Here is a 23,254-nt window from a genome sequence, read left to right on the forward strand (position 1 = left end):
CGGCGCCCGAAATTCAATGTGCGACACCCAGATAGGCGTCGATCACTTCCTGATTGTTGCGCACCTCGTCCGGGGTGCCGTCACCGATCTTTTTGCCGTAATCCATCACGACCACACGGTCAGAGATGTCCATGACAACACCCATGTCGTGTTCGATCAGTGCGATTGTCGTGCCGAATTCGTCGTTCACGTCCAGGATGAAGCGGCTCATGTCCTCTTTTTCCTCGACGTTCATACCGGCCATCGGTTCATCCAGCAGCAGCAGCTTCGGCTCAGCCGCCAAGGCGCGCGCGAGTTCGACGCGTTTCTTGAGGCCATAGGGCAACCGCCCCACGGGTGTCTTGCGGATCGCCTGAATCTCAAGAAAATCGATAACCTTTTCAACGACCTCTCGGTTTTCGGTTTCTTCCTTCAGCGCCTTGCCCCACCACATCGCTTGGCTCAGCAACCCGGATTTCATGTGGGTCAGCCGCCCGGTCATGACGTTGTCAAGAACGGTCATGCCTTCGAACAGCGCGATGTTCTGGAACGTGCGGGCAACGCCCTGCCGCGCGACCTCATAGGGTTTCATCGGCGGGCGGGGTTCGCCGTGATACCAGACCTCACCTTCCTGCGGATGGTAAAAGCCGGAAATCACGTTCAGCATTGATGATTTCCCGGCCCCGTTCGGCCCGATGATCGCGCGGATTTCGCCCTGCCGGATATCGAAGGAGATATTCTCAATCGCCACCACACCGCCAAAGCGCAGCGTGATGTTTTTCATCTCCATCATCACCCCGCCGATCTCACGGCCGTCCTCGGTGGTGTAGGGTTCGACGGTGTCTTTCATGCGTTCGCTCCGACCAAGTATAATTGTACCAAATACCCGATCGCGGCCCCAGTGATGCCCGCCGCGTAAACTATCAGTTGCCGGATTCCAAAGATTGCAATCGCGAGCGCTGCTCCGGCGAAGAAGCCCATCACCATTTCTCTGAACGGCATGTCGGGGTGGGTCCATGCAAACCAGATCGGCAGAGTGTTAAATGCAGCAATCAATGTGCGTGGAATGATACCAGTCGGTTTCACGCCGCCACCTTCTGCGTTTCGGCGGGCAGCGTTTTCACGTCCCGGATTTCCAGTGTCGCTTTGATCTTGCCTTTGCGGCCGTCTTCATAGGTGACTTCGGTTTCGGTGTAGATGCTGTCCGACCCGTCGTAGAGCGCGGTGATGAGGTCCGCGAACTTCTCCTCTACGATCTTGCGGCGCACCTTGCGGGTGCGGGTCATCTCTCCGTCATCAGCGTCGAGTTCCTTGTGAAGGATCAGGAAGCGGTGGATCTGGCAGCCTGACAGCATCGGGTCGACGGCGACGGATTTGTTGACCTCTTCGATATGGCTTTGGATCGTTTCGTAGACGCGCGGATGCTGCGCGAGTTCCTGGTAGGACGCATAGGCGATGTTGTTGCGTTCCGCCCAGTTGCCCACCGCCGTCAGGTCGATATTGATGAAGGCGGTGCAGCGGTTGCGGCCATTGCCGAAAACCACGGCCTCCAGAATGTCGGGGTAGAACTTCAGCTTGTTTTCAACGTATTTCGGGGCGAACAGGCTGCCATCGGCCATTTTGCCGACATCCTTCGCGCGGTCGATGATCCGCAGGTGGCCGGAGTCTTCCTCAAAAAAGCCCGCGTCACCGGTTGCGACCCAACCTTCCGGGTCTTTCGTGTCGGCGGTTGAATCGGCATTCTTATAGTATTCCATAAACGTGCCGGGAGAGCGGTAGAAGACCTCTCCGTTATCGGCGATCTTGATTTCTACGCCGGGGGAAGGAACGCCAACCGTGTCTGACCGGACCTCACCATCAGGCTGTTGGGTGATGAAAACACTGGCCTCGGTCTGGCCGTAAAGCTGTTTCAGGTTGATGCCGAGCGAGCGGTAGAAATCAAAAATCTCCGGTCCAATGGCCTCGCCCGCGGTATAGCCGACGCGCACCTTGGAAAAGCCGAGTGTGTTCTTGAGCGGGCCATAGGTGCAAAGCGATCCGACCGCGTATTTCGCGCGATCCCACAAGCCGACTTTCTTCCCGTCGAGCATGGCGGGGCCGACCTTTTTTGCGTGGGCCATGAAATAGTCGAACATGCGTTTCTTGAACTTGCTCGCGTCTTCCATCCGGATCATGACGCTGGTCAACTGGCCCTCGAAAATCCGGGGCGGTGCGAAGTAATAGCTCGGCCCGATTTCGCGAAGGTCTGTCATCATCGTGTCGGGGCTTTCGGGGCAGTTGACGCAAAACCCGTTCCAAAGCGCCTGACCCATCGAAAAGATGAAATCCCCGACCCATGCCATCGGCAGATAGGCGAGGATTTCGTCGGTCCGGCGCAGGCCGTCGAAATCCGAAGAGTTTTTCGAGGTTTCGATGATGTTGCGGTTCGACAGAACCACGCCCTTGGGCTTGCCCGTGGTGCCTGACGTATAAAGCATCACGCAGGTGCTATCGAGGTCGAGCCTGGCGATGCGGCGCTCCAACTCAGGACGATATTCGTCCTCTGCGGCGCGGCCTTGGGCCTGAACATGGGTGAAATCATGCAGCCGCGAATGGTCGTATTTCCGCATCCCGCGCGGGTCGAGGTAGATCATATGTTCGAACTGATGCAGGTCTTCCTGCACTTCGATCACCTTGTCGACCTGTTCCTGATCGCCGGCCACGACGAACCGCGCACCACAATGGCCAAGGACATAAGCCATCTCCTCCGCGTTGGCGTCCTGGTAGAGCGGCACGGGGACTGCGCCGCACATTTCGGCGGCGATCATCGACCAGTAAAGGTAGGGGCGGTTGCGGCCGATCACAGCGATGAAATCGCCTTCGTTGACGCCAAGGTTCAGAAAGCCGAGGGCCAGCGCCTCGATCTCTTGCTGCGCTTCGGCCCAGGTCCAGCTTTGCCAGATCCCGTATTCTTTTTCGCGATAGGCGGGGGCCGTGCCGAACGCCGCAGCATTTCGTTTCAGAAGTGCGGGGATAGACGTCAGCGCGTCTGTGCCAGCTACCGGTTGTGCCAAATTTTGCCCTCCCTAACGCCGTGCGGGCGCCGTTACCCCTATAAGGCGATTCTATCGCCCATGAAGGTTCACCTGTTTTTTCTCGCCGTCAAAGATTTCCTGACTTTTTCTCAATCCTTACGAATTGTTACAAAGGGCAAAGCCCTTCCTTGGCGGCAAAAGCGGTGGTAGCGATAGCGATAGGGAGAAGTTGCCGTTGGCCATCGGAACCGTCGATACATCATCGCTGACGCAGGCTGGTCTGAACCTGATCCAGCAGGCGCTGTCGATCTATGACAGTGACCTTCGCCTTGCCGTGTCCAACGCCCGCTTTCAGGAGATGTTCGATCTCCCCAAGGCGCTGGTGACACCCGGCGCCGCGTTTGAAGATACGATCCGGTTCCTTGTCGATCGCGGTGAATACGGCGCGGTTGAAGATGTGGAAGAGGCGGTCAAAATCCGCGTCGAACAAGCCCGCGCATTTGAGCCGCATTATATGGAGCGCATTCGGGCAAACGGGCAGGTGATCTCGGTCGAGGGGAACCCCTTGCCGACGGGCGGGTGGGTGACGGTCTACACCGACATCACAGCGATCAAGGCGCAGGAAAAACTGCTACGCGCCCGGTCGGAAGAGCTTTCGGATCAGGTTTTGACCCACGCCGAACGTCTGTCACAGACGAACCGAGAACTTGCCGCGACGATCACGGCCCTTGAAGAAACCAAGCGCCAGTTGACAGAAACCGAGGCCCGCACGCGGATGACGACGCAGATGATGCCCGCGCATATCGCCCATGTGGACCGCGACGGGCGCTATACGTTTTCAAACCGGCGCTTGTCGTTGGTTCTGCCGGACCGCCCGACCGATGTGCTGGGGCTGCATATCAGCGAGGCGCTCGGCCAGAACGCCTATTCCCACATTGCGCCCTATCTTGCCCGCGCCCTTGAGGGCGACGCGAGCGTTTTCGAGTTCACCCACGAGGACAGCAGCCGTCGCATCCGCGTCGCGTTCACGCCGGACAGCCGCGAAGGGCCGATCAACGGCGTCTATATCCTGTCGATGGACATAACAGAGGAAACACAGGCGCGGGCTGCGCTGACCCAGACCCACAAGCGGGAACTGGCGGCGCAACTGACCTCGGGGCTTGCCCATGATTTCGCGAACCTGTTGACGATCATCCTCGGGATGCAGTCGCGCCTGTCCCGCATGGATCTGCCGGAGGAGGCGCAGAACCTCGTCGGTGCGACCCAGTCGGCGGCTCGTCGCGGCGGCGCATTGCTTGACCGGCTGGCAGAAATGTCCGGCCACCGCGAAGCGCGGCCCGTCGCGACCGACATAGCGGCACTGCTGGAAGAGATAGAACTGCTCGCCCAGCCGAACATGCCCGAAAACGTAACGCTGAAGATCGGGCATGAGGAACTGTCTTCGCCGCTTCTGATTGATCCCGGTTTCTTGCAGGATTCGCTTCTGAACCTGTTGCTGAACGCCCGTGATGCGATTGGTGACGCGCAAGGTGCGATAACGCTGAACGCACGCGCCATTCGCGATACGTGGTTGGAAATTTCGGTCACGGATAGCGGGCCGGGGTTTAGCGAAAAAGCGTTGAAACACGCGCTTGATCCGTTCTTTACGACGAAAGGGGTCGAAGGGTCCGGCCTTGGCCTGTCGATGGTGTATGACATGACAAAATCGGCGGGTGGGCATGTGATGCTTGCCAATAAAAGCGGCGCACGCGTGACGTTGCGCCTGCCCTTGCGCTGGGCCGCCACTGATCCGACTCCCGGCCTTGTTCTACTGGTTGAGGATTCGCCGGACATCCGCACTTCGGTCCGCGAAATGCTGGTTGAAATTGGCCATAGCGTGATCGAGGCTGCGACGGCGGAAGAGGGTGAAGCACTGGCCGTGATGCCGGGGATTGACCTGATCCTGTCGGATATTTCGCTGGCGGGCGGGCGCAGTGGCGTCGAAATGCTGGAAGCGCTGCGCAGTCGCGATGTCAAAACTCCTGCCTATCTGATGACCTCACTGCCGATGGCCGATCCCGTTCGCCGTTCCGCTGCTGATCGGTTCCCGCTGATCGGAAAGCCCTTCACCGCGAGAGAGCTTGGCGGGTTCCTTAGCGCGGAGGATGCCGCATGACCGCGCCAATGATCGCCATTCTGGATGACGAACCCGAGATCCGCGTCATGCTGTCCGATGCGTTGGAGGAGGCCGGGTTCCGAACGAAGGCATTTGCCCGCGCGACGGAGTTTGAGGCTGCGCTGAAAACTACGGCACCCGACGTGTGCCTTGTCGATCTGGGATTACCGGATCGCGATGGCCTTGCCCTTGTCCATCGGCTCGCGCTGGAATCCGGCGCGGCGATTATCATCATCTCGGGTCGTGCGCAGGTGCAGGATCGGGTGACGGGGCTGGAGCTTGGGGCGGATGACTACATCATCAAGCCGTTTGACCCAGCCGAGGTCGTCGCCCGTGTGCGTGTGCGGTTGCGGGGTGGGCGCGACACCGGGAAGGCGCAGACCATCGCGACTTTCGCGGGCTGGACCGCCGATTTCGACCGCTATGCGCTGACCGACGAAGATGGAAACGAAACACCCTTCAGCCATGCCGAGGGCGAAGTGCTGCGGCTGTTTCTGGGCAGCTCCAAGCGGTTGATTACCCGCGCGCAGATGCAGGAAAGTCTTGGCGGCGCGGCGGGCGAGAGTTTTGACCGGGCGATGGATGTGCGCATATCCCGCCTGCGCACAAAGCTAGGCGAAGACCCGAAAAACCCGCGCCTGATCAAGACGATTTACGGCGCCGGATATATCTTCTTGGGCGACGTGAATTGGCAGTGAAACGGCAGTTCGATCTTGCCTCGCGATTCACGCCTGAGTAGAATCGAAACATGGCTGTCTGCTTTCTGACGCGCGTTCCCTCTGCCAAGGGGATGCCGACATACTACCGGGTTGAAATCACGCTGAATCTGTTCGGCGAATGGTCCGTCGTATTCGATTGGGGGCCACGCGGAAGCATGGGCCGCCGGCGTATCGCGCTGTTCAACGATCTACGCGCCGCATCGGTCGCCGCAGATGACGCGCGGGAACGAATGCTGCAGCGCGGATACCAACGGGCGTAGCGTTTGGAGCAATCGCCGCCGCTATTCCGCAGCGATATTGTCCGTCACGGGTTCGATCTTGACCGCAGCGAATTTGAACTCCGGTATCTTGCCGTATGGGTCGACTGCGGGGTTCGTCAGGACGTTGGCCGCGGCTTCAACATAGGCGAAGGGAACAAAGACCATATCCGGCGCAATCGCGCGGTCGGCACGGGCCATGATTTCGATGCTTCCGCGCCGGGTGGTCAGACGCACCATGTCGCCGGGCTCAACCCCAAGGGTTCGCAATGTGGATGGGTGCATCGAACAGTTTGCTTCCGGTTCGACCGCGTCCAGCACCTTGGCGCGGCGGGTCATCGACCCCGTATGCCAATGTTCCAACTGGCGGCCCGTTGTCATAATCATCGGATAATCCGCATCCGGTGCCTCGTCCGGCGGTATGATCGCGGCGGGGGTGAATTTTGCGCGGCCTTCAGGGCGGGGGAAGCCATCGCCGAACACCACCGCCTGACCGGGATCTTCCGGGGACAGCGACGGGTAAGTCACAGCTTCACCCTCCAGCCGTTCCCACGTGATATTGTCGAGGCTTTTCATGTTGAGGGCCATTTCCGCGAAAACCTCTCGCGGGTGGGTATAGGTCCAGCCAAGCCCCAGTCGATTGGCGATGTCGGTGGTGATCTGCCAATCCTCCCGCGCCTCGCCCGGAGGGGCGACGGCGGGGCGCACCATCTGCACCTGCCGATTGGTATTCGAAACCGTCCCGCTTTTCTCATAAAGCGTAGACGCTGGCAGAATGACATCCGCATAGTTTGCGGTTTCGGTCAAAAAGATGTCCTGCACGACCAGATGCTCAAGCTTTGCGAATGCTTCGCGCGCGTGGTCGACATCGGGATCGGACATTGCCGGGTTTTCACCCAGAATATACATCGACTTCGTGTTGCCTGCGTGAATGTCATCGACGATCTCCGTCACCGTCAGCCCCTTTTCGGCTGAGAAATCATCGCTGCCCCAGACATCGGTAAACGCCTTGCGGATGCCGTCATCCATTACGCTTTGGTAATCCGGCAGGAACATCGGGATCAGGCCCGCGTCGCTTGCGCCCTGCACGTTGTTCTGGCCGCGCAACGGATGAAGCCCGGTGCCGGGTCGCCCGACATGGCCACACATCAGCGCAAGAGAGATCAGGCAGCGCGAATTGTCCGTGCCGTGGATATGCTGGCTGACACCCATGCCCCAGAAAATCATCGCGGATTTCGCGGTTGCAAAGGTGCGGGCAACGTCGCGCAGCACATCCGCCTTGATGCCGCAGATATCTTCCATCTTTTCGGGGCTGAAGCCCGTCAGATGCGCTTTCTCCGCCTCCCAGTTTTCGGTGTAGGCGTCGATATATTGTTGATCGTAGAGCCCTTCTTCGACAATGACGTGCATGATCGCGTTCAGCATCGACACGTCCGCGCCGGGGCGGAATTGCAGCATGTGGCGGGAGAACCGGCGTAGCCCGACGCCGCGCGGGTCCATCACGATCAGCTTGCCGCCGCGCTTAGTGAACTGCTTGAAATAGGTCGCGGCGACGGGGTGGTTTTCAACCGGGTTCGCGCCGATGACGATGGCAACATCCGCGTTCTCGATTTCGTTAAAGGTCGCAGTCACGGCGCCCGAGCCGACGTTTTCAATCAGCGCCGCAACAGAGGACGCGTGGCAAAGCCGGGTGCAGTGATCGACGTTGTTATGGCGAAACGCTTGCCGGATCATCTTCTGAAACAGATAGGCTTCCTCGTTCGTGCATTTTGCGGACCCGAATCCGGCGACCGCCTTGCCGCCATGCGCCTGCGCTAGTTTCGCCATGCCGCCCGCCGCGGCCTCAAGCGCCTCGTCCCAAGTTGCCTCGCGAAAATGGGTCGACAAATCCGCTGGATCAACATTCAGTCCCTTCGGCGGAGCATCCTCGCGCCGGATCATCGGTTTGGTCAGGCGGTGCGCGTGATGGATGTAATCAAAGCCAAAGCGACCTTTCACACACAGCCGTCCTTCATTCGCCGGGCCATTGATACCTTCCACATATTTGATCTTGTCGTCCTTGACCTTGAGGCTGACCTGACAGCCAACCCCACAGAACGGGCAAACGCTATCGACCTCTCGGTCATAATCCGCGCTGTCGCCAACCTGCGCGGCGTCAACCACTGTTGCTGGCATCAGCGCGCCGGTCGGGCACGCCTGCACACACTCGCCGCAAGCGACGCAGGTGCTGTCGCCCATCGGATCGGAGATATCGAACACCGGATACGCATCATGCCCCCGACCGGCCATCCCGATCACGTCATTGACCTGAACCTCGCGACAGGCCCGCACGCAAAGCCCGCACTGGATACAGGCATCCAGATTCACGTTCATCGCGACGTGGCTGTCATCCAGCAGCGGAATGCGCCCTTCTTCCAACTTCGGGAACCGGCTTTCGCTGACGCCTTGCATCGCGGCCATGTCCCAAAGATGGCTCGACTTGTCGTGCGATACATCCGGCGCGGGCTGATCGGCGACAAGCATCTCCATCACCATCTTGCGCGCGCCCTTGGCACGGGCTGAGTTTGAGGTGACGACCATCCCCTCGCTCGGCTCTCGAATGCAAGACGCCGCCAATACACGCTCGCCCTCAATCTCAACCATGCAGGCGCGGCAGTTGCCGTCGGGGCGATAGCCGGGCTGCGGTTTGTGGCACAGATGCGGGATCACCAGCCCACGGCCATGCGCGACCTCCCAGATCGTTTGGCCAGGCGCGGCCTCGGCAGGTTCGCCATCAAGCGTGAAGCGGATCGTATCGGCCATCGGAAACTCCCTTATCGCGGTTAGGTTAGACCATGCCTGCGCCCTTGCGAAGCCCCCGGAGGCGACAGGCAAACGTCCATTTGCGCCACAGGCTTTTCAACGCCCCCGGCTTCATCTTGCCGAAAAATACTCCCGCCGGAGGCTCCCGTCCTTTCCACACGCACAGCAATTGCCTATTGATCGCCTGAAAGGGAGCTTTCGCAGATGACACATCTATGGGTTCGCGCCGAACAGCGGGCAAACGAAGAACGGGTCGGCCTGACGCCGAAGGGCGCGGCGGCGCTGATCGCGAAGGGTCTTCAGGTGACGGTCGAAGAAAGCTCCGTCCGGGCAATTCCCATTGACGGTTATCGCGACGCCGGGTGCGAAATCGCGCCAGAGAACAGCTGGCCTAATGCGCCGGATGACGCGATTATCTTCGGCCTGAAAGAGCTGCCCGAAGACGGCATTCCCCTCACCCACAAACACATCATGTTCGGACACGCCTTCAAGGGTCAACCCACAGGGCAAGAGCTTTTGCGCCGCTTCAAGGCTGGTGGCGGAGTGCTTTACGACCTCGAATACCTCGTCGATCAGAATGGCCGCCGGGTTGCCGCCTTTGGCTACTGGGCGGGCTTTGCTGGCGCTGCGGTTGCACTGAAATGCTGGGCTGCGCAGCAGCGTGGCGGGATTTGTGGGCCGGTCGGAGTCTATCAAGGCAAAGACGCGCTTTTGGTCGATCTTTCGAATGATCTTGAACAGTTGTCGCCACCCAATGCCATCGTGATCGGCGCGTTGGGCCGGGTCGGCACTGGGGCATCGGACCTCTGCAATGCTTTGGGGGTCGCGGTTACGAAATGGGACATGGCGGAAACGGCCTCAGGCGGGCCTTTCCCGGAAATCCTCGACCACGATATATTCCTCAACTGCATTTTCGCCGCTCCCGGCACGCCGGTTTTCGTTCCTGCAAGCGCCCCGACGGACCCGCGCCGCCTGGCCGTAATCGGCGATATCGCCTGCGATCCCGACAGCGCGTTTTCTCCTATCAAGGTCTATGATCGGACGACAACGTGGGAAGACCCCGCCTTGCGCGTCCACGACGCCCCGCCGCTGGATGTAGCGGCGATTGATAACCTGCCGTCGATGCTACCGGTCGAGGCGTCGGAGGATTACGCGGACCAACTGCTGCCATCGCTTCTGACGCTCGATGCGCTCGACGCTGGCGTCTGGGCGCGGGCGAAAGAGCAGTTCGACATTCACTCCAACTCTGTGTGAGGATTCGCCATGACGATCCATTGGTGCGGTACCGGACTGTCCGCGATCCCCGGCCTTAGACGACTTATCGAAGCGGGGGAGGATGTTGAGGTTTGGAACCGCACCGTTGAAACAGCGCAGGACGCGGTGGGCGATCTGACGGACTGGATCGAACCTTTCACCGCCGACGGCTTGAACGATGCACTTTCGGCAGGCGATGTGATCGTGTCGATGTTGTCGGGGGATTTCCACGTTCCACTGGCCCGACTTGCCATTGCACGTGGTGCGCATTTTGTCAGCTCAAGCTACATCTCACCCGAGATGCGCGCGCTGGATCAGGCGGCCCGCGACGCTGGCGTTGTGTTGATGAACGAGGTCGGGCTTGACCCCGGCATCGATCACCTGATGGCGCATTGGCTGGTTGCGGATTACCGCGGCTTAAGCAGCTACCGGGCGGATAATGCGATCACCTTCCGGTCTTACTGCGGTGGTGTGCCGAAGATCCCGAACGCGTTTCGATACAAGTTCAGTTGGTCGCCGCTTGGTGTTCTGAAAGCGTTGAAATCGCCCTCACGCTCAATCCGCGACTACACGCAGATGGACATTGCCCGTCCGTGGGACGCGATCAGCAGCTACGCCGCCCCGATCGATCCGCCGGAGACCTTTGAGGTCTATCCGAACCGCGACAGCCTGCCGTTCATGGCGGAATACGGCTTTGGCGACGAATGGCAGGTTAAAGAATTTGTCCGCGGCACGCTTCGCCTAAACGGTTGGGCCGACGCGTGGCAAGACGTGTTTGCGGAGATTGAAACACTCGACGGCGAAGGTGGCGATACTCGGTTGCGCGAAATGTCGGATGCCTTCTGGCGCGACAATGCCTATGACGAAGATGACCCTGATCGCGTCATCATGTGCGTGGAGCTGAAGGCCGAGGCGGACGGAACCGCCGTTTACCACAAGACCTACGCAATGGACGCCTGGGGGGATGCGCGTGGCACTGCGATGGCGCGGCTGGTGTCAGTTCCGGTCTCGCTCGCCGTGAAGGCGGTTATGGATCGGGAAATCGCGGTCGGGGTCCATGCCGCACCGTCTGATCCGCGCTTGGTTGCGAAATGGCTGGGCGAAGTCGATGTTTTGGCCCAGCACCTTCGCGTCGTCGATCATCTGTCAGAGAGCTAGACGTTCAGAGGATGCCCTTTTCAGCGTCCTCAACCGAAATCCCCAGCGAGTCGAGCCCGTCTTCAAGGTAATCTGACAATAGCGGAATACCGAGAAGGTAGTCTTCGGTCGGGGCATTCGCCTCATGCTTGGCCGTTTCTATCGCCTCGGCCAGATCATCGGCGTCGAACGTATCCCGCCCAATCCACATGATCGCAACGAGGCTTGCTTTTTCGTCATCGTTCAGCCCTTCGATAAAGGCGCGCAGCTCTTGCTCTGTCGCGTCGCTGGTCCGGCTTTCAAGGATCGTATCTGATTCCTTGCTGTCGCCGGGTCCGTCCCACCGGGCCACTTTTGCGTCGAATTCACGTGCGCGAACAATGACCTGTGCAACCTTCTTTGGGCTGATTTCAAGCATCTTACCGCTTCCCTTTTGTCTGTCGTTACCGTTGCAATGTTGCGCCCCATCGCGCCGGGTTACAAGCCCTATGGGTTATCGCAGCGCCCGACCTTTCAGGATCGCGTCCTTTCCAAAGCGCTTGCGGATCGCGTCAGAGGCGCGTTCGACATCCGCCCGTTTGCCCGCATCGGGGTCAAGCAGATCACCCGCCGTATCTGCGCCATCCTCGGGCAACAGATTACTGATTCCGACACCGATCAGGCGGAACGGCCCTTCGCCTTCGACGGGGTGAAACAGATCGCGGGCGGTGCGGTAGATCCGGTCGGCCATCTGGGTGGAGTCCGGCAGGCTTTGGCGCCGCGATAACGCCGTGAAATTCGCGCGCTTCAGCTTTAGCGTCACGACGCGCCCGGCGAGTTGTCGTGCCTTCGCCCGATCCGCCACCTGTTCCGACAATCGCCACAGATGCCCATCCAGCAGATCGGGATCGCCGGTATCCTCAAAGAACGTGGTTTCCTTGGAGATACTTTTGACGGGTGTATGGGCCGACACACGCCGCACATCCTGACCCCGTGCGAGGTGCCACAACCGCGACCCCATAGACCCAAACCGGGCGGTCAGGTCGGTTTCGTCCCAACGCAGCAAGTCCGCAAATGTTCGTATGCCTGCGTTGTTCAGCGACACCTGCGCCGCCGGACCGATGCCCCAGATCAGGCGGACAGGCTTGTCGCGCAGGAAATCCGCAGTTTCCGTCTTGCCAATCACCGAAAACCCGCGCGGTTTGTCGAGGTCTGACGCGACTTTCGCCAGAAACTTGTTATGCGACAGGCCGATTGACCCGGTAATGCCAATTTCGTCTTTCATACGCTTCACCAGCCGCGCAAGCATGACCGCCGGTGGCACGCCATGCAGTTTTTCGGTGCCGGAGAGGTCGAGGAACGCTTCGTCAAGCGATAGGGGTTCGATGGCGGGGGTCAGTTCTTCCATCAATTTGCGGACGTGCCGCGACACCTCAACATAGACATCCATCCGGCCCTTCAGCACAACCGCCTCGGGGCATAGCTTGTTGGCCTGGAACATCGGCATTGCGGACCGCACGCCCTTGATCCGCGCGATATAACAGGCGGTGGACACCACGCCGCGCTTGCCGCCACCGATGATGACAGGCTTATCCCGCAGTTCAGGATTGTCGCGCTTTTCAACCGACGCATAGAACGCGTCACAGTCCATATGCGCGATGGAAAGGCTGAACAATTCGTCATGCGCGACGACGCGGGGCGATCCGCAATCCGGGCAGCGCGGTGTCGGGTCAAATGTCGTCAGGCAATTGGTGCAGAGGGCGGGCATGGGGGCAAACTACGCCGCGTTCCGCGCCTGCACAATGGATGCAGAAAACCTACACTTCGCGCATAGGTTTATCCGGCGTGCGTTTGGCACTTCTTGGCGGGCAGAACGTCCTCTATAACAGCGGCAACTTTCTCAGAGGCAAAATATGAACAACTCCGATCTTCTCCTTGAATTACTGAGCAGCAACATCGTTTGGGTGCTTCTCGCCGTTTTTATTATCCTTTGCGTCCTGCTTGGGGTTCGGATTGTCCCGCAATCCGAAAAATATGTGGTCGAGCGCTTTGGCCGTCTGCGCTCTGTGCTTGGGCCGGGTATCAATTTCATCGTACCGTTTCTGGATCGGGTGCGGCACAAGGTGTCGATCCTTGAACGCCAGCTTCCGACGGCCAGTCAGGATGCGATCACCTCGGACAACGTGCTTGTTCAGGTCGAAACCAGTGTTTTCTACCGTATTCTTGAGCCGGAGAAGACAGTCTATCGAATCCGCGACGTTGATGCGGCGATTGCCACGACCGTGGCCGGGATCGTTCGATCCGGCATCGGTGAGATGGAGTTGGATGAAGTGCAGTCGAACCGGCAGCAGCTTATCTCTCGGATCAAGCAACAGGTCGCGGATGCAGTCGATGACTGGGGGATCGAAGTGACACGCGCCGAAATCCTCGACGTGAACCTTGATGAACAGACCCGTCAGGCGATGCTTCAGCAGTTGAACGCGGAACGTGCCCGCCGGGCGCAAGTGACCGAGGCTGAAGGCACGCGACGCGCGGTCGAACTGGCCGCCGACGCGGAACTTTATGCGGCTGAGCAAGAGGCGAAGGCCCGCCGCATCTCAGCCGATGCCGAAGCCTACGCAACCGGCGTTGTTGCGAAGGCGATCAAGGAAAACGGACTGGAAGCGGCCCAGTATCAGGTTGCCCTGAAACAGGTCGAAGCGTTGACAGCGGTCGGGCAGGGCGATGGCAAGCAAACCATCCTGCTTCCGTCAAGCGCCCTTGATGCGTTCGCTGATGCGTTCACGCTTTTGAAAGGTGCCAAGTGATGTGGGTGCTTTGGTGGGTCTGGATGGCAATCGCCCTTGTCCTCGGGATACTCGAAATTCTCGTCCCGGCCTTCCTGTTCCTTGGATTTGCGATCGGTGCAGGCGTTGTCGGCTTGATCTTCCTCATCGGCGGACCGCTGGCGATCTGGCTGGCGGGATCGCTGCCGATAACGCTGGTCGTGTTCGCCGTATGCTCTCTGGTCGCGTGGCTGGCGCTGCGGCAGATATTCGGTGTGCGGAAGGGTCAGGTTAAATATTGGGACAAGGACATCAATGAAGACTGACGCGGCAGTCAGCAAAGGTGCGCTATGCCAATTCTGATTGGCCTGGCCCTGGCGGTGATCGGGTTCATCTGGTGGAACTGGGGCCGCGACCGCGCGCGGAATGAGATGTCGAACAAGCTCGATCCGTTTATGGATCGGCTGATGCGAAAACGCCCCTGCCGATGGGAGTCGGCGGGTCGTGGTAAAGGCGGATTTGAGGAATACAGGTGCGAAACCTGCAATGTCGTCGCCTACAGCCGGACAGGAAAGCCGCCGGAAACATGCAAACGCACCTTGGGCGGCGGGCTTTAGGCCGCTGAAAGCTCTGCCACGACCGCTTCGGCGGCGGCGCGCGGGTCTTCGGATTGCCAGATCGGGCGCCCCACGACGATATGATCCGAACCGTTTCGGATCGCATCCCCCGGCGTCGTAATCCGCTTTTGATCGCCCTTGTCGGCACCCGTTGGCCGCACCCCCGGCGTCACGATCAGCCTACCGTCGGATTCAGGCAGGGCCCGGATCGCCGCCGCTTCTTGGGGGGAGGCGATGACACCGTCGGCCCCTGCTGCAAAGGCATTTCCGGCGCGTTCAAGCACCAGATCATCGAGCGCACCCTTTTTGATAAGCGCGTCATCAAGATCGCCGCGATCAAGCGATGTCAATACCGTCACGGCGAGGATTTTCATATCCGACGCGCCTTTTCCGTCTTGCGCCGCGCGCACCACATGGGGGTCGCCGTGGACGGTCAGAAAATCCAGATCGAATTGCGCAAGCCCGCGCACCGCAGCGGCCACTGTCGCGCCGATGTCAAAAAGCTTCATGTCGAGAAAGATACGCTTGCCGTGATCTGATTTCAGTTCATTGGCAAGGGCAAGCCCGCCGCCCGTCAACATTCCAAGACCGATCTTGTAGAAGCTGACGGCATCGCCAAGTTGGCTGGCGAGTTGCAGGCCGGACAGGGCGTCGGGGACGTCAAGCGCGACAATCAGGCGGTCATCAGACATGAGGCGGCTTCCTTGGTTCGGATCACGCACCTCTTAAAGCGGGGCATCGCGGGCGGCAAGGCCGAAGCCTTTAACGATGAGCGCCGCTGTTGTGTTTGCCGCGCGCGACCTAGGCCGCGCGTTTCACGATCATGTTCAGGATCGCGTCGGCGGTCAGCGCGGCACGCTTTGCCGTTTGGTCCGCGATCCGGGATCTCAGGCCGGGCAGGTTCTTGCGGTGGCGTTGCTTGGCGCGCGCAACCAGTCCCCGCGTTACGGTTTCAAACGACGCGTTCAGCGGCGCGGGCAACGAACAGGGATAGCGCGTCGTTCCGCTTGCATCATGAATGGAAATCGTCGCCTCAAACGCGGACCGCGCCGGGTTATATTCAACATCAGAAATCTGGATCTGCTCGTGTCTCATGATCGCCTCACTTATCTACAGGGCCTGTGGATAACTTGGGTCTTCTGTGAGCGTTTAACCCCCGATTCACGGAAAAGTTCCCGGATGTGAGGAAAACCGGCGCATTATCTTGAACCGGACCAGCGCAAAACCCATCTGATAAGCAAGGTCCCAGAGGGGGTGTGCTGCCTGGCGGGCACCCGATATGCGGGACGCTTTAAGAAGGAGAACTGCCGATGGACATGGAGAAGTTCACGGAGCGGTCGCGTGGTTTTTTGCAGGCGGCCCAGACAATTGCGCAACGGGAAGACCACCAGCGGTTGGGCCCGGAGCATCTGCTCAAAGCCTTGATGGACGACGAACAAGGGTTGGCCTCCAACCTCATCAAACGTGCGGGCGGTGCGCCTGAACGTGTCGTTGAAGCCGTCGATCTGGCGCTGTCGAAAATCGCGAAAGTTTCGGGTGACGCGGGCCAGATCTATATGGATGGCCAAACCGTCAAAGTGTTGGACGAAGCACAGAAGCTGGCCAAGAAGGCTGGTGACAGCTTTGTCCCGGTTGAGCGTATTTTGACGGCGCTTGCCGTCGTGCGGTCAAAAGCCAAGGACGCCCTTGATGCGGGCGCGGTCACGGCGCAAACGCTGAATGCGGCGATCAACGATGTGCGTAAAGGCCGGACGGCGGATACCGCGTCGGCCGAAGAAGGCTATGACGCGCTGAAGAAATACGCGCGCGACCTGACCGAAGCGGCTGAAGAAGGCAAAATCGACCCAATCATCGGTCGCGACGAGGAAATTCGCCGCGCGATGCAAGTGTTGTCTCGCCGTACCAAGAACAACCCAGTTCTGATCGGTGAACCCGGCGTCGGTAAAACGGCGATCGCCGAGGGCCTTGCCCTGCGGATCGTCAATGGCGATGTGCCGGAATCCCTGCGCAACAAGAAGCTGATGGCGCTGGATATGGGCGCGCTGATCGCCGGCGCGAAATATCGTGGGGAGTTCGAGGAGCGGCTTAAGGCCGTGCTGTCCGAAGTGACCACTGCCGCAGGCGAAATCATCCTGTTCATTGACGAGATGCACACGCTTGTCGGTGCTGGCAAGACGGACGGCGCCATGGACGCGTCGAACCTGCTGAAGCCGGCTTTGGCGCGGGGCGAATTGCACTGCGTCGGCGCGACGACGCTTGATGAATATCGCAAGCATGTCGAAAAGGACGCCGCGCTTGCCCGTCGGTTCCAACCGCTCGTGATCGAGGAGCCGACGGTCGAGGACACGGTTTCGATCCTGCGCGGCATCAAGGAAAAATACGAACTGCACCACGGTGTGCGGATCGCGGATTCGGCCCTTGTTGCTGCGGCGACGCTCAGCCATCGCTATATCACCGACCGGTTCCTGCCGGACAAGGCGATCGACCTGATGGACGAAGCCGCCAGCAGGCTGCGGATGGAAGTAGACTCCAAGCCCGAAGAGCTCGACGCGCTGGACCGTGAGATCCTGCAAAAGCAGATCGAAGCGGAAGCCTTGAAGAAAGAAGACGACAGGGCGTCGAAAGATCGACTGGGCAAACTTGAAAAAGAACTGTCCGATCTTCAGGAAAAATCGTCGGAGATGACGGCGCAGTGGCAGGCGGAGCGGGACAAGCTCGCCAGTGCCCGTGACCTGAAGGAACAGTTGGACCGGGCGCGGATCGAGCTGGATCATGCGAAGCGCGAAGGCAATCTGGCAAAGGCTGGGGAGCTGTCTTACGGCGTGATCCCGGAGCTTGAGAAAAAGCTGGAGGACGCGGAAGAGCTGGAAGACGCCAAGATGGTATCCGAAGCCGTGCGGCCAGAGCAGATCGCGAGCGTCGTTGAACGCTGGACCGGGATTCCAACATCGAAGATGCTGGAAGGTGAGCGTGAAAAGCTGCTTCGGATGGAGGAAGAGCTTGGCAAGCGCGTGATCGGTCAGAAATCCGCCGTGATCGCCGTGTCAAACGCAGTGCGCCGTGCGCGTGCTGGCCTCAATGACGAGAACCGCCCGCTTGGGTCGTTCCTATTCCTTGGGCCGACCGGTGTCGGTAAGACTGAGCTGACCAAAGCTGTTGCGGAGTATCTGTTTGACGACGACAACGCGATGGTGCGGATCGACATGAGTGAGTTCATGGAGAAACACGCGGTCGCGCGTTTGATCGGCGCTCCTCCGGGCTATGTCGGTTATGACGAAGGCGGCGTGCTGACCGAAGCGGTGCGGCGGCGGCCCTATCAGGTCGTTCTGTTCGACGAGGTCGAAAAGGCGCACCCCGATGTCTTTAACGTGCTGTTGCAGGTTCTTGACGATGGTGTGCTGACTGACGGTCAGGGCCGGAAGGTTGATTTCAAGCAGACACTGATCGTGCTGACGTCGAATCTTGGCAGTCAGGCGCTAAGCCAACTGCCGGACGGTGCGGATGCCGCAGAAGCCAAGCGCAATGTGATGGACGCCGTGCGCGCGCATTTCCGGCCAGAGTTCCTGAACCGTCTCGACGAGACGATCATCTTTGATCGCCTCAGCCGCGAGGATATGGATGGTATCGTCACGATCCAGCTGGCGCGTCTGACCAAGCGGCTTGCTGCGCGGAACATCGCGATTGAACTGGATGATGGCGCCCGCAAGTGGCTTGCCGATGAAGGGTATGATCCGGTGTTCGGTGCACGTCCGTTGAAACGGGTGATCCAGCGCAGCCTGCAGGACCGTCTGGCTGAGATGATCCTTGGCGGCGAGATTTCGGAGGGCGATACCCTTCCGGTCACCGCCGGGTCTGACGGGTTGATCGTCGGTGATCGGGTCAGCAGTTCGACCCGGATACCGCCGGATGACGCTATTCTGCACTAACAAATGAATGAGGGCCGACGCATCGTCGGCCCTCTCTCGTTGTCGGAGTGGTGAGGATTACTTCGGCAACAAGACCTTGTCGATCCGATGGATCACGCCGTTTGATGCAATGATGTCGGCTTGCGTTACCGTGGCATTGTTGACCCGGACACCGTGCGTTCCGTTGACGTGAACGGATTGGCCCTGAACCGTTTCGACATCCAACCGCTGGCCTGCCAATTGGTCGGACGTCACAGCCCCCGGAACAACGTGATAGGTCAGAACTTTCACAAGCTGATCCTTGTTTTCAGGCAGTAGCAGTGTGTCGACGGTGCCAGCGGGCAAGGCTGCGAAAGCTGCGTTTGTTGGGGCGAAGACGGTGAACGGTCCGTCACTTTTCAACGTATCAACCAGATCGGCGGCGGTGACGGCGGCGACAAGTGTCGAGAATTGATCGCTAGAGGCTGCGATATCGACGATATCCGGCTGGCTGGTCATCGGGGTACAGGCTGCGATGGCGGCGACGAGGCCGGAGGCGGCAAATGCCTTGAGTGCAAAGCGACGGTTCATATGAATTTCTCCTTGTTGGGGGATAGTAGAGGGCGCGGCGTTGATCACCGCGCCCCGTTTCTTGAGTGGTGGTTTATTTCGGCAGGATCACAGCATCGATCACGTGGATCACGCCGTTCGACGCCTCGATATCTGCGGCGGTGACATTCGCGCCGTCGACGGTGACTCCGCCTTCGGTGCCGATCATAACTTCGCCGCCATTGACCGTCGCGGCCATCATGCCGTCAGACAAATCGCCCGACATCACTTTGCCCGGCACAACGTGGTAAGTCAGGACGGCGGTCAGCGCTTCGGTGTCGGCCAGCAGACCTTCAACGGTGCCTTCGGGAAGGGCGGCGAATGCCTCATCCGTCGGGGCGAAGACGGTGAACGGGCCTTCGCCCTTCAGCGTTTCGACTAGGCCGGCAGCTTCGACCGCTGCGACGAGGGTGGTGAAGGTGCCTGCTTCAACCGCCGTGTCGACGATATCTTTGGAATGTCCATCCGCGAAGGACGGCCCGGCAAGGGCAACAGAGGTCGTGAGTGCGAGGAAAGTTCTGCGAAGCATAGTGATCTCCCGTGAAGTGAAAGTGCCTTGAGTGGCACGATGATGGGATTACGGTAGACCCGAGAATTTGGATCACTGATGATTTCGCATGTGGCGAAAACCGGCTGAGCCGAACCAATGCGAAAGGAAGCATGAAATATGAAAGCTATGGAGTTCGCGGGCTATATCTTGCAGACCTTCGCGCTTGTGATGGCTGTTGTTGTCGCCGTGGTTCTGGCGGTCGCGTTGATCTTTTTCGTAATCGACCGCACACAGACTGCGGATGCGATCCGGCGAAACTATCCGGTGATCGGGCGGTTCCGGCATCTGTTCACGGAACTGGGCGAATTTTTCCGACAGTATTTCTTTGCCATGGATCGGGAGGAGTTGCCGTTCAACCGGGCGCAGCGCGACTGGGTCAATCGCGCGTCGGAAGGGATGGGGAACACCGTTGCCTTTGGATCGACCCGAAACCTGTCGATCCCCGGCACGCCGCTATTCGTTAACGCGGCCTTCCCGCCGTTGGATGACCAATTCGCCAAAACGGCCCCGCTACGGATTGGCCCCGGCGCGAAACAGCCCTACGACGCGCCGTCGATCTTCAACATCTCAGGGATGAGCTTTGGCGCGCTGTCGCGCCCGGCGGTTCAGGCATTGAGCCGGGGCGCGGCGAAGGCCGGGATTTGGATGAATACGGGCGAGGGTGGGCTAAGCCCGTTCCATCTGGAAGGCGGCTGCGATGTTGTCTTTCAGATCGGCACTGCGAAATACGGCGTGCGTGATGAAACCGGCGCGCTGTCGGATGAACGGCTAGGCGCGGTGGCCGCCCATGAAAACGTTCGGATGTTTGAGGTGAAGCTTGCCCAAGGCGCGAAACCCGGCAAGGGCGGCATCCTTCCCGGAGCGAAAGTTAGTGCAGAGATTGCGGCGATCCGGGGTATTCCCGAAGGCCATGACAGTATTTCGCCGAACCGGCATCTGGAGGTCGATGATTGGGGCGATCTGCTCGACCTTATCGGACACATCAGAGACGTGACGGGAAAGCCCGTTGGCATAAAGACGGTGGTTGGCGCGATTGAACCGCTCGACGCGCTGTTTTCCGAGGTGACTGAGCGTGGCGCAGAGTCCGCCCCCGATTTTATCACGATTGACGGCGGCGAAGGTGGCACTGGTGCATCGCCCATGCCGCTGATGGACCTCGTCGGTATGCCGATCCGCGAGGCGCTGCCCCTCGTCGCGGATCTGAGGGCACGGCACGGGCTGCGCGACCGTATCCGGCTGATTGCGTCCGGTAAGCTGGTCAATCCGGGTGACATCGCCTGGGCACTTGCGGCGGGTGCGGATTTCGTGACGTCGGCCCGCGGCTTCATGTTCAGTCTCGGCTGCATTCAGGCGATGAAGTGCAATCGGAACACCTGCCCAACCGGGATCACGACCCATGATGCGCGGCTGCAAAAAGGACTGGTGGTCGAGGACAAGTTCGAAAAGGTCGCCCGCTACGCGAAAGGCGTTATCAAAGAGGTTGAGATGATCGCCCATTCGGTCGGTGTCGCCGAACCCCGCCTGATCGAGCGTAAGCATGTCAGGCTGGTTCAGAACGACGGACGATCCTGCCAGATGGACGAACTTTACCCACATTACAGTGACCCAACAATATCGTGAGGAAAGTTGGTTTGGCTTGGTTCCGGGCCTGCCTTAGGCAAATGTGAACGCACATCCCGGAGGAACCCACATGCGCTTTAAACCCGATCTGAAATGGTCCGACGTGACGCCCAATGCAGACTACATGAATCGGCGGCAGTTGATGATGGGGGCCGGGGCGCTTGGGCTTGGGGCGATTGCGGGGCCGGCGTTTGGGGCGATTGAAACGGTGCCCAGCCCATATTCGACCGATGCGGAGCCGAACAGTCTGGAAGATATCACCGCCTACAACAACTTTTATGAGTTCGGGACAGGTAAGGGTGATCCTGCCCGCTATGCCGCCGCGCTGACCACCGATCCGTGGAGCGTGCAGATCGACGGTCTGGTGGGTAAGCCGGGCAACTATGATCTGGCCGACCTGACCCAAGGCGTCACGATGGAAGAGCGCATCTACCGTTTCCGCTGTGTTGAGGCTTGGGCGATGGTCATTCCGTGGGTCGGGTTTGAGCTGTCTCATCTGTTGAATCGTGTTGGTGTTCAGCCGTCTGCCAAATACGTCGCCTTTGAAACTCTGGTCCGGCCGGAAGAGATGGTCGGCCAGCGCAGCGCCGTTCTCGACTGGCCCTACCGCGAGGGGCTGCGACTGGACGAGGCGATGAACCCGCTGACGATCCTCGCGACCGGTCTTTATGGGGAGGAGATGCCGAACCAGAACGGTGCGCCGATCCGTCTGGTCGTGCCGTGGAAATATGGCTTCAAGTCGATCAAGTCGATTGTCCGCATCACCCTGACCGAAGAAGAACCACCCGCGACATGGAACATGCAGAACCCGCGCGAATATGGCTTCTATAGTAATGTGAACCCCGAGGTGGATCATCCGCGTTGGAGCCAAGCCAGCGAGCGACTGATCGGTGGCTTCTTCGCAAAACGCCAGCCGACGCAGAAATTCAACGGCTACGGCGAATACGTTGCCGACCTTTATGCCGACATGGATCTGGCAGAGCAGTTTTGATCGACGCACCGGAAACGAGTGTGGCCACCTGAATGGTAAGCGGACTCAACAATAGCCTTCGCCGCGTGCCAGCGTGGACGCTTTATATCGTCGGGGCGATTCCGTTCGTCTGGCTGGTGATCCAGCTTTTCACCGGCGCGCTCGGTGTCGATCCGGTCAAGGTGATGGAACACCGGCTGGGAGAGTTGGGCTTGCAGTTTCTAGTGGTCGGCCTCGCCGTCACTCCGTTACGAAAATTCACTGGCATTAATATAGTGAAGTTCCGCCGTCCGATCGGGGTGGTCGCCTTCTTCTATATATTGGCGCATCTGCTGGTCTGGCTGCTGTTGGACATTCAATTACTGTGGGGGCAGATCTGGGCCGACATTCTGAAGCGGCCCTACATTACGATTGGCATGGCCGGGTTTCTGTTGCTACTGCCGCTGGCGCTGACCTCGAACAACTGGTCGGTCCGCAAGCTTGGCCCGGTGAAGTGGCGCAAGCTACATCGTCTGACCTACCTCGCGATTCCCATAGGGGCGATTCACTTTGTAATGGTCGTGAAGGGCTGGCAGGTCGAACCCTTCATCTATTTGGCTGTGGTTCTGGCGCTGCTGGCGCTTCGAATCCGACTCAGAATGACGAGAGAAGCGAGTCGCGCCTGACGAGTCGCGTGCTTTCCCTCAGATCAGGGCCGTTTCCTCGGGTTTTTGGCGGTTGTCATGAAATATTCGCAGGAGTCGTGTAGAGTGAATCGCATCTGAAACCCCGACTCGGGCCGTGAATCGGCGGTTCGGGGCGTGTGATTCAGGTTTTTGGGGTGGTGAGTCTGTGGATAACCGCCGTATCGGGCCGAAATCAGCGTAGGCGGGGCTAAAATTATTGCGCGAAAACCCGGCCTTTCATTTCGATCATTTCCCTAAACCCCCTAAAACATAGGGAA

At 59.5% G+C, this 23,254-nt stretch carries 22 protein-coding genes; 12 read left to right on the plus strand and 10 right to left on the minus strand.

From position 1 onward, the window contains the following. Positions 1-13: 13 nt before the first annotated feature. The 3 genes from ACEWPJ_RS13425 to ACEWPJ_RS13435 are packed head-to-tail and all read right to left on the minus strand — an operon-like array spanning position 14 to position 3,032. Entirely contained in the window at positions 14-829 is an 816-nt protein-coding gene (locus ACEWPJ_RS13425) for an ABC transporter ATP-binding protein (protein WP_416513621.1), read from the minus strand. Further along, on the minus strand, positions 826-1,065 hold the full coding sequence (locus tag ACEWPJ_RS13430; protein WP_416513622.1) for a hypothetical protein: 240 nt from the start codon (positions 1,063-1,065) through the stop codon (positions 826-828). Before ACEWPJ_RS13430 ends, ACEWPJ_RS13425 begins: the two co-directional genes overlap by 4 nt. Beyond that, on the minus strand, positions 1,062-3,032 hold the full coding sequence (locus tag ACEWPJ_RS13435; RefSeq protein ID WP_416513623.1) for an AMP-binding protein: 1,971 nt from the start codon (positions 3,030-3,032) through the stop codon (positions 1,062-1,064). Before ACEWPJ_RS13435 ends, ACEWPJ_RS13430 begins: the two co-directional genes overlap by 4 nt. 196 nt (positions 3,033-3,228) lie before the next feature. Between ACEWPJ_RS13435 and ACEWPJ_RS13440 the strand changes: the two genes are divergently transcribed. The 3 genes from ACEWPJ_RS13440 to ACEWPJ_RS13450 are packed head-to-tail and all read left to right on the plus strand — an operon-like array spanning position 3,229 to position 6,127. After that, a complete protein-coding gene (locus tag ACEWPJ_RS13440) occupies positions 3,229-5,148 on the plus strand; it encodes a PAS-domain containing protein (RefSeq protein ID WP_416513624.1) in 1,920 nt (639 codons plus the stop codon). After that, positions 5,145-5,846, plus strand: a complete 702-nt coding sequence (locus tag ACEWPJ_RS13445) for a response regulator transcription factor (RefSeq protein ID WP_416513625.1) — start codon at positions 5,145-5,147, stop codon at positions 5,844-5,846. Before ACEWPJ_RS13440 ends, ACEWPJ_RS13445 begins: the two co-directional genes overlap by 4 nt. A gap of 50 nt (positions 5,847-5,896) precedes the next feature. Further along, positions 5,897-6,127: a WGR domain-containing protein gene (locus ACEWPJ_RS13450; protein WP_416513626.1), complete on the plus strand. Its 231-nt coding sequence runs from the start codon at positions 5,897-5,899 to the stop codon at positions 6,125-6,127. A 21-nt stretch (positions 6,128-6,148) separates the two neighbouring features. Here the strand turns inward: ACEWPJ_RS13450 and fdhF are convergent, their stop codons facing one another. Then, entirely contained in the window at positions 6,149-8,926 is a 2,778-nt protein-coding gene (gene fdhF, locus ACEWPJ_RS13455; RefSeq protein ID WP_416513627.1) for a formate dehydrogenase subunit alpha, read from the minus strand. Between the two features lie 204 nt (positions 8,927-9,130). Here fdhF and ACEWPJ_RS13460 point away from each other — a divergent pair, with 204 nt between their 5' ends. Together ACEWPJ_RS13460 and ACEWPJ_RS13465 are read left to right on the plus strand one after the other, a co-directional pair. Continuing rightward, a complete protein-coding gene (locus ACEWPJ_RS13460) occupies positions 9,131-10,180 on the plus strand; it encodes a saccharopine dehydrogenase (protein WP_416513628.1) in 1,050 nt (349 codons plus the stop codon). A gap of 9 nt (positions 10,181-10,189) precedes the next feature. After that, complete coding sequence (locus ACEWPJ_RS13465; protein ID WP_416513629.1) at positions 10,190-11,338, plus strand: saccharopine dehydrogenase family protein; 1,149 nt, start codon at positions 10,190-10,192, stop codon at positions 11,336-11,338. A gap of 4 nt (positions 11,339-11,342) precedes the next feature. Here the strand turns inward: ACEWPJ_RS13465 and ACEWPJ_RS13470 are convergent, their stop codons facing one another. Both ACEWPJ_RS13470 and ACEWPJ_RS13475 read right to left on the minus strand, forming a co-directional pair. Next, on the minus strand, positions 11,343-11,735 hold the full coding sequence (locus tag ACEWPJ_RS13470; RefSeq protein WP_416513630.1) for a DUF3775 domain-containing protein: 393 nt from the start codon (positions 11,733-11,735) through the stop codon (positions 11,343-11,345). A 75-nt stretch (positions 11,736-11,810) separates the two neighbouring features. Then, positions 11,811-13,064, minus strand: a complete 1,254-nt coding sequence (locus tag ACEWPJ_RS13475) for a DNA polymerase IV (RefSeq protein WP_416513631.1) — start codon at positions 13,062-13,064, stop codon at positions 11,811-11,813. Positions 13,065-13,209: 145 nt separating this feature from the next. Here ACEWPJ_RS13475 and ACEWPJ_RS13480 point away from each other — a divergent pair, with 145 nt between their 5' ends. The 3 genes from ACEWPJ_RS13480 to ACEWPJ_RS13490 are packed head-to-tail and all read left to right on the plus strand — an operon-like array spanning position 13,210 to position 14,678. Beyond that, on the plus strand, positions 13,210-14,103 hold the full coding sequence (locus ACEWPJ_RS13480) for an SPFH domain-containing protein (protein WP_416513632.1): 894 nt from the start codon (positions 13,210-13,212) through the stop codon (positions 14,101-14,103). Continuing rightward, positions 14,103-14,387, plus strand: a complete 285-nt coding sequence (locus ACEWPJ_RS13485; protein ID WP_416513633.1) for an NfeD family protein — start codon at positions 14,103-14,105, stop codon at positions 14,385-14,387. The genes ACEWPJ_RS13480 and ACEWPJ_RS13485 overlap by 1 nt, the downstream gene beginning before the upstream one ends. A gap of 24 nt (positions 14,388-14,411) precedes the next feature. Further along, on the plus strand, positions 14,412-14,678 hold the full coding sequence (locus ACEWPJ_RS13490; protein ID WP_416513634.1) for a hypothetical protein: 267 nt from the start codon (positions 14,412-14,414) through the stop codon (positions 14,676-14,678). Here ACEWPJ_RS13490 and pyrF read toward each other — a convergent pair. Continuing rightward, complete coding sequence (gene pyrF, locus ACEWPJ_RS13495) at positions 14,675-15,370, minus strand: orotidine-5'-phosphate decarboxylase (RefSeq protein WP_416513635.1); 696 nt, start codon at positions 15,368-15,370, stop codon at positions 14,675-14,677. The two genes, ACEWPJ_RS13490 and pyrF, sit on opposite strands and share 4 nt — an antisense overlap. 109 nt (positions 15,371-15,479) lie before the next feature. Continuing rightward, on the minus strand, positions 15,480-15,773 hold the full coding sequence (locus ACEWPJ_RS13500; RefSeq protein WP_416513636.1) for a hypothetical protein: 294 nt from the start codon (positions 15,771-15,773) through the stop codon (positions 15,480-15,482). Positions 15,774-15,988: 215 nt separating this feature from the next. On the opposite strand from ACEWPJ_RS13500, the gene clpB reads away from it, so the two are divergent. Next, a complete protein-coding gene (clpB, locus tag ACEWPJ_RS13505) occupies positions 15,989-18,604 on the plus strand; it encodes an ATP-dependent chaperone ClpB (RefSeq protein ID WP_416513637.1) in 2,616 nt (871 codons plus the stop codon). A gap of 57 nt (positions 18,605-18,661) precedes the next feature. Here clpB and ACEWPJ_RS13510 read toward each other — a convergent pair whose 3' ends face one another. Together ACEWPJ_RS13510 and ACEWPJ_RS13515 are read right to left on the minus strand one after the other, a co-directional pair. Then, positions 18,662-19,153 carry a fasciclin domain-containing protein gene (locus ACEWPJ_RS13510; RefSeq protein ID WP_416513638.1) on the minus strand — a complete coding sequence of 164 codons (492 nt, stop codon included), beginning with the start codon at positions 19,151-19,153 and terminating at the stop codon, positions 18,662-18,664. A gap of 73 nt (positions 19,154-19,226) precedes the next feature. Then, positions 19,227-19,700: a fasciclin domain-containing protein gene (locus ACEWPJ_RS13515; RefSeq protein WP_416513639.1), complete on the minus strand. Its 474-nt coding sequence runs from the start codon at positions 19,698-19,700 to the stop codon at positions 19,227-19,229. A gap of 189 nt (positions 19,701-19,889) precedes the next feature. On the opposite strand from ACEWPJ_RS13515, the gene ACEWPJ_RS13520 reads away from it, so the two are divergent. From ACEWPJ_RS13520 to msrQ, 3 genes are all read left to right on the plus strand, one after another. Beyond that, complete coding sequence (locus tag ACEWPJ_RS13520) at positions 19,890-21,341, plus strand: FMN-binding glutamate synthase family protein (RefSeq protein WP_416513860.1); 1,452 nt, start codon at positions 19,890-19,892, stop codon at positions 21,339-21,341. A gap of 70 nt (positions 21,342-21,411) precedes the next feature. Continuing rightward, positions 21,412-22,332, plus strand: coding sequence for a protein-methionine-sulfoxide reductase catalytic subunit MsrP (msrP, locus tag ACEWPJ_RS13525; protein WP_416513640.1), 921 nt, complete (start codon positions 21,412-21,414; stop codon positions 22,330-22,332). Between the two features lie 32 nt (positions 22,333-22,364). Continuing rightward, complete coding sequence (gene msrQ / locus ACEWPJ_RS13530; protein ID WP_416513641.1) at positions 22,365-22,976, plus strand: protein-methionine-sulfoxide reductase heme-binding subunit MsrQ; 612 nt, start codon at positions 22,365-22,367, stop codon at positions 22,974-22,976. Positions 22,977-23,254: the final 278 nt, after the last annotated feature.

Origin of the sequence: Aliiroseovarius sp. YM-037 (genome assembly GCF_048060095.1) — a bacterium.
Lineage (GTDB): Bacteria > Pseudomonadota > Alphaproteobacteria > Rhodobacterales > Rhodobacteraceae > JBLUOA01.

Excerpts from the sequence above, each read along its gene's own strand:
- ACEWPJ_RS13425 (WP_416513621.1), bottom strand. The coding sequence starts at position 829 with ATGAAAGACACCGTCGAACCCTACACCACCGAGGACGGCCGTGAGATC.
- ACEWPJ_RS13445 (WP_416513625.1), top strand. The coding sequence starts at position 5,145 with ATGACCGCGCCAATGATCGCCATTCTGGATGACGAACCCGAGATCCGC.
- ACEWPJ_RS13450 (WP_416513626.1), top strand. The coding sequence starts at position 5,897 with ATGGCTGTCTGCTTTCTGACGCGCGTTCCCTCTGCCAAGGGGATGCCG.
- fdhF (WP_416513627.1), bottom strand. The coding sequence starts at position 8,926 with ATGGCCGATACGATCCGCTTCACGCTTGATGGCGAACCTGCCGAGGCC.
- ACEWPJ_RS13460 (WP_416513628.1), top strand. The coding sequence starts at position 9,131 with ATGACACATCTATGGGTTCGCGCCGAACAGCGGGCAAACGAAGAACGG.
- ACEWPJ_RS13465 (WP_416513629.1), top strand. The coding sequence starts at position 10,190 with ATGACGATCCATTGGTGCGGTACCGGACTGTCCGCGATCCCCGGCCTT.
- ACEWPJ_RS13470 (WP_416513630.1), bottom strand. The coding sequence starts at position 11,735 with ATGCTTGAAATCAGCCCAAAGAAGGTTGCACAGGTCATTGTTCGCGCA.
- ACEWPJ_RS13475 (WP_416513631.1), bottom strand. The coding sequence starts at position 13,064 with ATGCCCGCCCTCTGCACCAATTGCCTGACGACATTTGACCCGACACCG.
- ACEWPJ_RS13480 (WP_416513632.1), top strand. The coding sequence starts at position 13,210 with ATGAACAACTCCGATCTTCTCCTTGAATTACTGAGCAGCAACATCGTT.
- ACEWPJ_RS13485 (WP_416513633.1), top strand. The coding sequence starts at position 14,103 with ATGTGGGTGCTTTGGTGGGTCTGGATGGCAATCGCCCTTGTCCTCGGG.
- ACEWPJ_RS13490 (WP_416513634.1), top strand. The coding sequence starts at position 14,412 with ATGCCAATTCTGATTGGCCTGGCCCTGGCGGTGATCGGGTTCATCTGG.
- pyrF (WP_416513635.1), bottom strand. The coding sequence starts at position 15,370 with ATGTCTGATGACCGCCTGATTGTCGCGCTTGACGTCCCCGACGCCCTG.
- ACEWPJ_RS13500 (WP_416513636.1), bottom strand. The coding sequence starts at position 15,773 with ATGAGACACGAGCAGATCCAGATTTCTGATGTTGAATATAACCCGGCG.
- clpB (WP_416513637.1), top strand. The coding sequence starts at position 15,989 with ATGGACATGGAGAAGTTCACGGAGCGGTCGCGTGGTTTTTTGCAGGCG.
- ACEWPJ_RS13510 (WP_416513638.1), bottom strand. The coding sequence starts at position 19,153 with ATGAACCGTCGCTTTGCACTCAAGGCATTTGCCGCCTCCGGCCTCGTC.
- ACEWPJ_RS13515 (WP_416513639.1), bottom strand. The coding sequence starts at position 19,700 with ATGCTTCGCAGAACTTTCCTCGCACTCACGACCTCTGTTGCCCTTGCC.
- ACEWPJ_RS13520 (WP_416513860.1), top strand. The coding sequence starts at position 19,890 with ATGGCTGTTGTTGTCGCCGTGGTTCTGGCGGTCGCGTTGATCTTTTTC.
- msrP (WP_416513640.1), top strand. The coding sequence starts at position 21,412 with ATGCGCTTTAAACCCGATCTGAAATGGTCCGACGTGACGCCCAATGCA.
- msrQ (WP_416513641.1), top strand. The coding sequence starts at position 22,365 with ATGGTAAGCGGACTCAACAATAGCCTTCGCCGCGTGCCAGCGTGGACG.